The 12,019-nt window shown below is 55.7% G+C and carries 5 protein-coding genes; 3 read left to right on the top strand and 2 right to left on the bottom strand.

All coding sequences use genetic code 11. The annotated features are described in order from the left end of the window. Window positions 1-247 precede the first annotated feature (247 nt). Both BLO97_RS24470 and BLO97_RS24480 read right to left on the bottom strand, forming a co-directional pair. On the bottom strand, window positions 248-2,059 hold the full coding sequence (locus BLO97_RS24470; protein WP_139197726.1) for a hypothetical protein: 1,812 nt from the start codon (window positions 2,057-2,059) through the stop codon (window positions 248-250). A gap of 283 nt (window positions 2,060-2,342) precedes the next feature. Continuing rightward, window positions 2,343-4,829, bottom strand: a complete 2,487-nt coding sequence (locus tag BLO97_RS24480; RefSeq protein WP_256572291.1) for a hypothetical protein — start codon at window positions 4,827-4,829, stop codon at window positions 2,343-2,345. Window positions 4,830-5,258: 429 nt separating this feature from the next. Here BLO97_RS24480 and BLO97_RS24485 point away from each other — a divergent pair, with 429 nt between their 5' ends. The 3 genes from BLO97_RS24485 (at window position 5,259) to BLO97_RS24495 (ending at window position 12,017) form a co-directional block, all read left to right on the top strand. Then, the gene (locus BLO97_RS24485; protein WP_170862031.1) at window positions 5,259-10,346 is read left to right on the top strand and encodes an RHS repeat-associated core domain-containing protein; all 5,088 of its coding nucleotides are present in this window, start codon (window positions 5,259-5,261) and stop codon (window positions 10,344-10,346) included. A gap of 251 nt (window positions 10,347-10,597) precedes the next feature. After that, complete coding sequence (locus BLO97_RS24490; RefSeq protein ID WP_063320906.1) at window positions 10,598-11,146, top strand: fimbrial protein; 549 nt, start codon at window positions 10,598-10,600, stop codon at window positions 11,144-11,146. Window positions 11,147-11,255: 109 nt separating this feature from the next. Further along, the gene (locus BLO97_RS24495) at window positions 11,256-12,017 is read left to right on the top strand and encodes a fimbrial biogenesis chaperone (RefSeq protein WP_072348824.1); all 762 of its coding nucleotides are present in this window, start codon (window positions 11,256-11,258) and stop codon (window positions 12,015-12,017) included. Window positions 12,018-12,019 lie beyond the last annotated feature (2 nt).

Consider the following 12,019-nt stretch of genomic DNA (forward strand, 5'->3'; position numbering starts at 1 on the left):
CATTTGCTCATGCGATCCTGATCCTTCATCCAGCTCAGAAGCTCTGCCAACGTATAGGTAGTTGCCATTGCCATACCCTCAAATGTCAAAATCAATGGTGAGCCTAGCCGTCTCGCACACTCACGACTGAGCGCTTCCTATCGAGATAAACGTCACAAAACCATCTGATCGCCAGAACAGCAAAAAGCGATTACCGAACCGTGCCCTTCAACGACAATCAGTCTTTCCATCCAAAAAAATAGTGCGTTCAGGGCGCCAGAAGAAACAGCCGTTCATCCACCTTCTTATAAGTGCTGCCCTGGTCGTAACTCAACTGAACCAAGACAGAAAGTTTTTCAGCCATTACCAGCGAATCTAAAAAGCCCTTATCAAGCGCTGGCAATATATATCCAACGTAGTATTCATCGTCGGTAAGGGGCTGCGTTTCGTCACGCATCGTATTAGTCACTACCTGGCCTGTCGCTGACGATACGCCGCTTGCCTGAATTTTTAGAAGTTGCCCTTCTGCGATGAAATACCAGCTTTCCAATTTAAAGAGCATGACCGGGTCGGTGATCTCGCTTAACTTGATAGAGCCACCGCTAAGTTTCGGCCTTTCCGCCTGGATCCGCGGCCAACCACTGTCGAAGTTTCTTATTTCCAGATCATAAAACGGTGAAGCGTGAGGAACGGCTTCATCTGGCGGCAGAACCTCGTAATGAATCAAAACATGTTTCCCCACATTCATCGGTACGGCCGTACGGGGAATGTTGAATCGCCTGTCGTTGCCGATCGAGGGTGTCGTCACCACCAGCGGATCGCCAAAGCCGTCCCAGATCATGCTGACCTTGTCATCGTTGCCAATCACGGAGTCCTGCGGGATATCGATGACGGCCCCGGTCAGCACATCAGCGGCATTCACCCACCCCTTGACCACGCCCGACCCGTCGTCATCGTAAAGATTGGCCTTATCCACATTCGGTGCATACAGCTCAAGGGGGCGCCGAACCATCAGCGTCAACGGGCGCGAGCTGAACGAAGCCCCTGCCCGCGCATAGTGATAAAGCAGCTCGACAACCTTGCCGTTGTTCTCCTGTAACCAGCGGTGTTCGAGGACCAGCGTGATAATCCCGCTCTCGACCGCCGACACATCCAGCAGCGCGGTAGCGAGCAGGTTGGTGTCGCCTTGCGCATATACCGTCACCACGTCACCCGGCTGCCGGCTGCCATACAGTGGCACCTGCACGGGCAAGCCATCGGGGTGTCGTGCCGGGTCGATCGAGCCACTGTCGGCACCCGCGACAATCAGTTCGGGCAACAACGGCTCAAGGGTGTCCACTGCCGTAATAGTCTGTTCGGCGGAAGTTGATTCGGGCGTGAGCGGATCCTGTGGATCGGCGTACTGCACCTGGTACTGCATAACCCCATGACCACCGTTCTGGATCAATGTGAGTTGTGCCTTGGGCAAAGACCACTCCAGGGTTTTACCCACGTCATCGGCGCTCAATGTCCGGCGTATCGTATGGGTCGTAGGGGTCCCTCCGGTAGCGCGATGGGCCACCCAGGTGAAAGTAAGCTCATCACCTTCGGCCATCGCCTGATAAGGCGCGGTGGAGATGAGCGCGGGGCCGGCGATGGCGCTTGGGTCCACGCACAATGCGTGAGATTCCTTCATCTGCGCCACAGGCAAGCTCAGGATACCGACGCGCTTGCCCACATAAAAAAACAGACGCCGGGACTCTTCCCCCAGCGGTCCGCCATCCGATTGCCGATAGGAGTAAAACACTTCGCCCTGATCCAGGCCGATGAGTTTGGCGTTCTCAATCACTATCGGCATTCTTGGATGACCATTCTCGTCATGTTCCAAACGGTCATCGACATCCTGGTAGTTGGTTTCATCGATCGCTTCGCCCAACGGGCTGCGCCCTCGCCAGTTGGGTTCGATCCCATGACCTATTGCAAGCCCTGGATACTGCACATAGGTCAACAAGTCGTCTGTTCCCAACACATCCAGATCAATCACGTTATCGCGACCGAGTAGCGGAATGTGGGGAGCCGGCGGGGCATCTTTTGTATTCATGGGTTTGACACCCTCGTTGAGTTTTCATGCAGCGATAAAGACGTTTTACCCCTGACCGATCGCGCCGACCACTATCAGAACTGTTAGGTTACCGGCGCTCTGCAGTCTGTTACCGTATCGACAACTCGCCGTAGCCCTCCCGTTAAAAAGCGCCGTTCATTATGGCTATCGCGGCAATGTCATGACCGACGATTATGTCGACTACAACGCTATTGCATTGCACCAAGGCGTCGAGCCCATGGGGAGCTTTAATAAATGGGTTGCAAGCAAGTCGTTATACAGATCAATAAGCCAGGCCTGTCTCGCCATCAGTCTCGGCAACACTCAGCGGCACATCGGGAATATCGAGCAAGGGCAGCGCTAGCAGTAGATGACCTTCAAGAACACCTATAACCACCGAGTCCCAGGACGCTTTGATGAACACGAAAGCCTGCGGGGCCATTTCGTCAACCTTATAGACGCCTGGGGTTTCGCTGTGCCATGAGCCGGGGCCGTTGAAGTCAATACTCCACTCAACGTGTTCGGTAATATCCCTGTTATTGGCTATGGCTCTTAAAGCGACTTCTGTCAAACCTTTCAAGCTGTCAGGGACTTGAATGGTTATCGCGGGAGTTGTCTGTGTAACCACCATGTAAACCGACGCCGTATACCCTTTATAAGTCGCCACGAGTTCATCCATCACATAGGTTTTCCCTTCGACGACTTCTTTATTCGAGACATAGGTGTAAACGCCATTATTGGATTCGATAGAACCGCTCTCCCCCGGAACCGGATTGTTGATGACCACCGTAGGCGCAGGGCTGTCCTCATCGTCCTTCAGATAGCCAAGCTTTAACGGTACACGCTCGTCTTTATCGCAAATCTGAATCAGTGGATTGATCGTCAAGCGCGAGCGGACTACCGTCACCAAGGCAGAACTGCTGAACTGAGTAACAGGGTCGGTTGCGGTGACCCGTACACGGGTGAAACGCCCCTCGATCTGACTCGCTGCCGGAGGTGTGTAGACCCCTGTATTTTCATCGATCGTACCTGCGCTGACAGCACGACGCTGCAGGTCTCCAACAGTCCATTTCAGGCCGGTTCTTTCAGGAAAAACCTCAAAAGCATAGTGCGGTGTGCCGGCGGCAATGCGGGGTTCCGGCGTGGTGATGGCGAACGTTGTTTGAGCGGGATTGATGCGACCGAACAGGCCGACATCATAAGGGGACTGTAAATTGAGCATCTGAATGGTTTCGCCGTAGTTAAGCGCAAGATTTTCCGCAATAAATCCCGACACAACGCGGCCCGTAGGGAACTGCTCTTTGATTGCACCCGCGATCATCCCCGACGCATCCGTCGCCAACAAATTAAGTAAAACTTCAGCAGCCTGTACCATTAACAGCCCCATTAAGATTAACAGCTTGCCTACTAAATCCGCTATAGGATCTACTGGATCTGCCAAACTCAACTTACGCTTAACGGCATCGCCAAACTTAAAAATATCAACACCCGACTCAGGATCTACATTGCTTTCAACATCATACCTTATTCTTTTCAACGTACCACCGGCGCCATCATCAATCAATTGGTAATACGCCGTGACGGTTAAATGGTAATACAAGCTCTTGCTCGGATATATATCTATGAGCTCTTGAAGCCCCTCATAATTAGTTGCTACGACATTCATGCTAGCTCTAACAGTCCCGGCACATAGCCACCGGACGCTGATCTGTTGCCCATGCAGCTCAACCTTCAGACGTTCACTGGCCGCCAGAAGAAATTCAGGATGACTAACCTCAAGATCCGCCCATATTGGACCCAACAGGGTGGTCATCTCCAAACGATGATTAAATGTCCCACGCGGAATCTTAATCCCCCCCCCTTTAGCCGTCACGACAATATCTCTGTTATCGTCATCAAAAACATAATCAAAATCATCGTGATCAATCATTTCCCCCAGCGATCGAACCAACTCAGCAATAACTACTCGGCCTCGCCCTACCAATACAGTGGCAGAGTAATCTCTTCCGGCGTCATTCGGGATCAAGTAACGAAAACCACTGCTCGCACCAGGAAAGTCTCCCTCATGTCTACCCTCCATGCGCACGAAGGCAAGCATCGCTCCCTCGCCCTCCTGGCCACCCCGCTGCGTGCGCAAGCCGAAAGAACGCGGTTGCATCATGGGGTTGCTGCCCCGCTTAATCGTGCCCAAGGTCCAGACACGCTGTTCATCATCCAATCGATTAAACAAGGCCTTGAAAACTCTGCCGGCCAGCTCTTGTTCGGTCTGGGTTTCGGCAAACGTCAAGCGAAAGTTATCGCTTTTGCTCAGGTCCAGGCGGATATTCCCATTGTCGGCAATTTCTCCCGACACCTCGGGCAATAACAGGTCGAGGAATAAGCTCGGCCCGTCCAGCGGGTCATAATCCAAGATGCGCGTGACATGCCACACCGTCACGTCTTTTTCGATGGAGACTTGACGACCGGCCACAACGGCCATCCGCAGATTGGCCTTCGAATTATCAAGACCGGTATCCTCGAAATACAAACGAGGTACATCCATTACAAAATCTTGAATATATTCCCGAAAACTGCCACCAATACCACCTGTTGCAATGGCTCCGGTAATGGACGGGATATAGCTGCCCAAACTGAACTTATCAATGTAGTTTTGAATCAGCAGCAGATTGGTTTTGTTGCGTTCCATGGCCACAATCGCATCCCATTTGCTCATGCGATCCTGATCCTTCATCCAGCTCAGAAGCTCTGCCAACGTATAGGTAGTTGCCATTGCCATACCCTCAAATGTCAAAATCAACGGTGAGCCGAGCCGTCTCGCACACTCACGACTGAGCGCCTCCTATCGAGATAAACGTCACAAAACCATCTGATCGCCAGAACAGCAAAAAGCGATTACCGAACCGTGTCCTTCAACGACAATCAGTCTTTCCATCAAAAAAATAGTGCGTTCAAGGCGCCATAAGCGCTAGCCCACATAAAAAACAGACGCAGGGACTCTTCCCCAACGGTTCGCCACCCTCGTTGAGTTTTCATGCAGCGATAAAGACGTTTTACCCCTGACCGATGGCGCCGACCACTATCAGAACTGTTAGGTTACTGGCGCTCTGCAGACTGTTACCGTATCGACAACTCGCCGTAGCCCTGCCGTTAAAAGGCGCCATTCATTATGGCTTTCGATGACTCATTGAGGTGTGCCCCCATGAGTGCCGATACTTCCGTTCCCTCCAACGCATTCAACTTCATGCAGTCGCTGCAAAGTGGCGTTGACCCACGTACCGGGCAATACCGGATATCCCTCGACTTACCCGAACTCAAGGGCAACGATTTGCGCGGCCCGGGGTTTTCGCTGGCATTGGCTTTCAGCGCTCTCAACACAACGGACAGCGGCTATGGCATCGGCTGGAATGTGCAGCTGTCCGAATACGATATGAACAAGCAGGTTTTATCCACGAGCACAGGCGAACGCCACACCGTGACCGCCAATGGCGTGGATGGGGAACTGCTGATGGAGACCAAAAAACTCGACAGTTTCCGATTCTTCGAATACACGCCATTTCAAGATAAGAAACAGTTCATGCTGGTGCACAAGACCGGCACCGTGGAAATTTTGCGAGAGCGCGGCATGGGTAGCGACCGCGTCGCCGTTCCGATCGAAATCTATAGCCCCCTGGGCCACAGGCTGGTCCTTGCCTATACCTCATTCAACGGACACACGCTGCTGCAATCGGTCAACGACGACGCGGGAATCCCCTTGTTGAGCGTGCGGCGCGACGCCGGCAAACTGGATCTGGATCTCTACCCCAATGTCGATGAAGCGCTCCCTGCGCGGGCGCGCTATACGATGACTTTCGACTCGGGCGAGCTGAAATATGCCCGCACCATTGCCCTGCCTGCCGATGAGTCCGGCCAACGGGGTTACTGGCGATTCGACTACGAGATCAAACATGGGCACACCGTGGTGACCAAGGTGGAAAACCCGTTGGGCGGTAGTGAACTGATCGTCTATGACAGCGAACACAGCTTCCCCGGCCCGTCAGGCCGCTACCTGCCACGTGTCAGCCGTCACGAGATTTATCCCGATGGCGCCCCTGACAACCCGGACAAGGTGCAAGTCGAATACACCTATCCGGATGATAAGAACTTCCTGGGCAACACCTTGCCGATCCAATGGGGCACCGACAACAAGGACCCGCTGATCTATCAGAGCGGTACTTACGACTACAGCACCGTGGAAACCCATTACCTGGCGGGAAAAGCTGTGCGCAGTGTCAAACGCACGTTCAACCGTTTCCACTCGCTCATACTCCAGACCACGACACAAGGTGACAACATCCAGGAAACCGAAACCGTTTACCCTTTGCGCAACGGCTCGGTGCTGGATCAACCGAATACCTATCAGTTGCCTACACAGGTGATCAATCGCTGGCGGCTTAAAAGCAACCCGACACGTCAACGCGCAGAAACAGAGACCTACACCTACGACAGCTCCGGCAATGAACTGACCCACGTTGAGGCCAGTGGCATCACCACCACCAACGTCTACTATCGCGCCTCTGGCGAAGAGGACTTCCCCGATAACCCTTATGGGTTTGTCTGCAAAGTCAAGAGCAGCACGGTGACGCCCGCACCGGACCACGAGCCGGCCCCGACCTTGCGGACCCACTACCGCTACATCGAAATACCTCCACTGGCCAGGACCCCGCTCGCGAGGCCCGTCACGCTCGACGAGCAAGTTCTGGTTCAAGTGCATGATGCCGGCACCCCCGAGGAACGAGAGGAGGCGTTGCAGAGCACCACTTACCAATACTGGACTGACCTGAACGACCCTTTACGTCATGGTCAATTGTCGCGGCAGGCTGTACGCCTCAATGGCGCCACCACCTACACTGATACTGATTACAAAAGACTCTTCGGCGTCGACTTCCCCGAACCCGCCATCCAGCTCACCACGACCTTGAGTACCGATTTCGACGGTGTCAAGAAAGTCAATATCGAGCAAACTTCGGCACTGACCGGAAAGCTCTTGTTGTTGCACTCGAGCGACATGGAAATCAGCTATGAGTACGACAAACTAGGACGGCTGGTTCGTGAAACCACGGCGCCCCGAAGCAGCGAATTCAAGGCTGTACGCACCTATCGGTATTTTCCTTCTGCCGGCGTGGGGCACTTCAGTGGGCGAGATGCCGTCAACACACGTGGAATCACCACCCGAACCCAAATTGACGGACTGGGACGCCAGATTTATGAAGAGCGCGATAATGTCAGCGAAACCAACCCCACGCGCGTCGAACAAACCTGGAAGGCTCGTTACAACGGTTTGGGCGAGCTGATCGAAGAAACCCGCTACGATTATTTTGAAGGACGCTCCTTCGCCTACACCACCACCTATGAGTATGACGACTGGGGCGAACAGTCCTGTGTCACTGGCCCTGACGGTGTGCAGGCCCACACCGAATTCAACCCCATCGGCATCGCCGTCGGTCACCCATCTCCCTGGAACGGTCTGGTGGAGACCCGCTGGCGGCAAGGCCCTCGCCACTCTCCGATGATCAGTGGCAAAAGCGAGACCCGCATCAACTCGCTGGACAAACCGGCGCAGACAGCCAGCCTCGATGCACAGGGCCAGGTGCTTGCCACCCGCACTTACCAGTACGATGGCCAGGGTAACTGCACACAAGAGGTCGACGAACTCAAACGCAAGACGCTTTACAGCTATGACCCCTGGTCCCGCATGGTCACCACCACCTTGCCGGACCAGTGTGTGGTATCACGCGAGTATGCCACCCATAGCCGCTCGGAACTGCCCACGGCACTGTGGGTGAAACCCGCCTCCGGCAGTTCACCCGCCCCCGTGTTGATCGGCACCCAGACCTTCGACGGCCTGGAACGCCTGACCGAAACCCAGACCGGCATGCGCAGCGAAACGCTCGGCTACATCGACGATCAGTTGCAACCCAACACGAGAACCACCGCCGCCGGCGCGGTGATCACCTATGAATACAAAAACTTGCAACTGACCGATCAGCCCACCGCCATTCATTCGCCCGATGCACAGAGCGCCTTTGACTACCACCCGGTCTCGGCTCGTCTGGTCAAGGCGCAGAACGAGCAAGGTTCGCGTCACTACGAATACGACATCACCAACCAGGTGCGCAGTGAGCAATGGGTCGATGAGCAGGGATTGTCCTGGGAAACCCAATACATCAGCACATCGGGCGGACAACTGCGCAAGCGCTTGGATATCAACCACCTCAACACCGTCGAAAACGTCTACGAATACGACAGCGCGGGACTCGTTACGCGCAGCGTTCAGGGTGGCCTGGAAGCGACATTCGAATACGATGCTCTCAGTCGCTTGAGCAAAACCACCAGCGTTGATACTGACGCCAATACCACACTCATCACCGAGTTGACGTATGACGATCAGGATCAGGAAATCCTGCGGACGATCACATTGCCGGGGCATTCGACACGGACCATCGAGCAGGTCTGGTATCCCGACGGGCAGCTCAAGTCACGTCATCTGCAAGTCGAGGAGGCAGGCCTTCTGAACAGCCTGCTCCTGGAGGCGTTCGACTACGACGACCGTGGCCGCTTGAGCGTCCATACCTGCTCGGGCCGGGATTTGCCCAAGGATGAAGCCGGTCGCGCCATCGAGCAACAAATGTACGTTTTCGATGACCTGGACAACATCACCCTACGAGTGAGCCAGTTTTCGGGAGGGGCCAGCGAGGTCAACGAATACTTCTACGCCGACGACGACCCCTGTCGCCTGGTCAGGATGACCCGCAGCCTCGATGGAGGCCCCACGCAGGAACAGACCTTCGACTACGACGATAATGGCAACATGCGTAACGATGAGCAGGGGCAATTGCTGCGCTACGACAGCCAGAGCCGCCTGCTGGAAGTGCGCTCCGTCAGCCAGCAACCGGTCATGCAATACCAGTACGATGGGCATGATCGCCTGATCAGTTCCCAGGAGGGTACCCAGGCGAAATCCTTGCGCCTCTACCAGGGTGACGAACTGAGCTATACCGTCCAGAGCGCCGCACAGACCCACTTCTTCACCGCCGCAGACCAGGTCCTGGGCCAACACCAACCGGGTGATCCGTCGAAAAACCTGCTGTTGTTCACCGATGCCAATGGCAGTGTACTGGGCGAATGCCAAGGTGCCGCGTTACGCGCCGCTATCTATAGCGCCTACGGCGAGCGCAGCAGCGAAGAACCGTTATTGAGCGTTCGGGCCTTCAATGGCGAGGTGCGGGAAAGTAGCAGTGGCTGGTACCTGCTGGGCAACGGTTATCGCGCCTACAACCCGGTGCTGATGCGCTTTCACAGCCCGGACTCCTTCAGCCCTTTCGGTGCCGGTGGCGTCAACCCCTACTGCTATTGCCTGGGTAACCCGATTCGCTTCAAGGACCCGACTGGCCATGTGAGTTCGGTCTCGCGCATGAAACACCCGGATGAGGATCGGGTTCCGGGCGCGTACAAACGAAGTAAAAACTGGGTCACTGTCGCTATCAGCGCCGCCGTGACTGTCGTTGCGGCAATCTTTGCTGTCATTACCTGGGTCCCCACAGGCGGTCTGAGTGGCCTGGCATTGGCTGCCGCTGTGATTGCTAACGTAGCATCAGTGACTGCCGTAGGTTTGGGGTTCGTTACTACGGTGATCAAAGCGGCAACACCCGATGATAATGAGGACGCTTTGCTGGTGGGCCAGATATTGGACTACGCGGGCATGGGAATTAGCTTGGTTGGCGCTGTCGGTGGTTACACTATAGGACGCGCTCTAGCAAACCAGACGTCTAAGTGGTCCAACGCGCTCGTCATGAGCGGGGCCGCGGAACTCCCACCTACACCCGTGCCCGTGGAAATACCCAGAGCGGTACTGAGGCGTAACCTGTCTTACTATCGCAATTCAGCCAAGGTGAGTTCGGCAGGACAAACTGCAGCGCCCCCTTCTCCTCCCGCTCCCCCTCCCTCGCCGAAGCCGCAAGCACATGGGCTTGGCAACCCGCAAAGAACTTTATTAGAGCAGATTAAAGAGGGGGTAACACTCAATAAAACCGGCGGTCCTCAGAACAGCCCCGTTGCAACTGCGCAGGACCAGCTCGCCGTCGCAGTGGCAGCAAAAAGAAAAGGAGCCAGCGTTAACGCCGCTGCTAACGCGGGAAATATGCACGGTGAAAAAACATTCGAAACAATATTGGGGGCCAGCGGAGCACCGAAACATCTGAAGAACACATTTTTGATCGAGTTGATCAATGAAAATTTGAGAATTGCGTGACTCCCCCCTCACTCACCTGAACACCAACCTGACCGAGAACACCTCGGTCTCGGTTGGTGCATGCCCCCCGAAACATTCTGTCCCACCTCCCTGACGCCCCACGTTCACAATGAGAACTCTCTCATATCCCGCCCCCCACGCCGCTTCTTAAACTTATCCAGAGAGACCTTATCGACACCGGCCAAATCGCAGTGCGCCCCGTCCGGTCTCACGCCTTGAATGCCGAGCACTGCGTCCACTGGATTCCCACCATGAAAAAAACCTCCCTCGCCCTGTGCCTTGGCCTGGCAACCAGCCTGGCAGGCACCGCGGCGCTTGCCAACACCGGTACCATCCACTTCCAAGGTGAAATCACCGCCAGTACCTGCCCCATCGAAGTCGTCAACCCAGGCGATGGCACCATCGGCAATACCGTTTACATGGGCAGTGTCGATGCCAGTCACTTCACCCAGGTCGGGGATGAACTGCTGGGCAAGGACTTTGTCCTGCGCGTCAAAGGCGGCTCAGGCTGTGTGATCGCCCCTGGCCAAACCGCCACCACGACCTTCAACGGCGCCGCCGACAGCAGCGGCGACTACTTTGCCGTTGCCCCGACACCGGGCCATGCGATGGGCGTATCCATCGCGATCCGCGACAAGTCAGGCGCCGCCATCGCACCCGGCACCAGCTCCGTCGCGTACAACCTGGTCGCCGGCGGCGAAACCGACATGCTCTTCCATGCCCGTTATCGCTCGACCGCTGCCACGGTAACGCCGGGACCTGCCTCGGCGCACATCATGTTCCTTGTGAACATCATCTGATTTCCGCCCGCGCACGCCATGAGTTGCCGGTTTGTAAGCCGGACTCCCCGTGGCGCAAGCGCACTGCACCTCAGGCGCAGTCCCGCGCCTGATCCACCGGTACTTTTCTATGTTCACGTTCATCAAGCAGCCTGGGGCCGCGCGGTCAATTCTAGGTGCCTGCGCGGCACTGTCGATCTTGTTTTTCCAGAGTGCCCAGAGTCAGGCGGCGCTGAGCCTGAGCGGCACCCGCGTGGTGTTCGACAGTGACAAACGCAGTGTTTCGCTGATCATCGCCAACCCCAGCGAGAATATATTTGCCGTTCAAACCTGGGTAAACACCGCTGCCGACGACACCACCACCGCCGTCCCCTTCATGCCGTCACCCACGTTGTTCCGGCTCAACCCCGGCAAGGAGCAACAAGTGCAGATCAATGCACTCCCCAACACCTTGCCGACGGACCGTGAATCGCTGTTCTATTTCAACGTCCAGGAAATTCCCCAGGCCGATACCAGCCACGCCAACGCCCTGAATATCGCCCTGCGCACCCGGATCAAACTGTTCTATCGCCCCAGCCAAATCAAGGACAACCCGCAAGCCCGCCTCAAGGATCTGCTGTGGTCGATTGAGCAGGTCAACGGCTCGGCGCAGTTGGTGGTCTACAACCCAACCCCCTTCCATGTTTCATTCAGCCGGCTTGAAGTCAGCGACCAGCGCCAATCCGAAGAACTGAATAACCCGGCCATGTCGGCACCGCTGCAACGCCAGACATTTGCCTTGGGCCGGATCAAACCGACAGCCGGCTTGCAGGTCACTTTCGCCACAGTCAATGACTACGGCGCTTTCAGCGCGCCTTTGACCGCCCCCGTGCAGCTCCCTTCAACACTGTGACG

It is taken from the genome of Pseudomonas sp. NFACC05-1 (genome assembly GCF_900100135.1).
Taxonomy (GTDB): domain Bacteria; phylum Pseudomonadota; class Gammaproteobacteria; order Pseudomonadales; family Pseudomonadaceae; genus Aquipseudomonas; species Aquipseudomonas fluorescens_Q.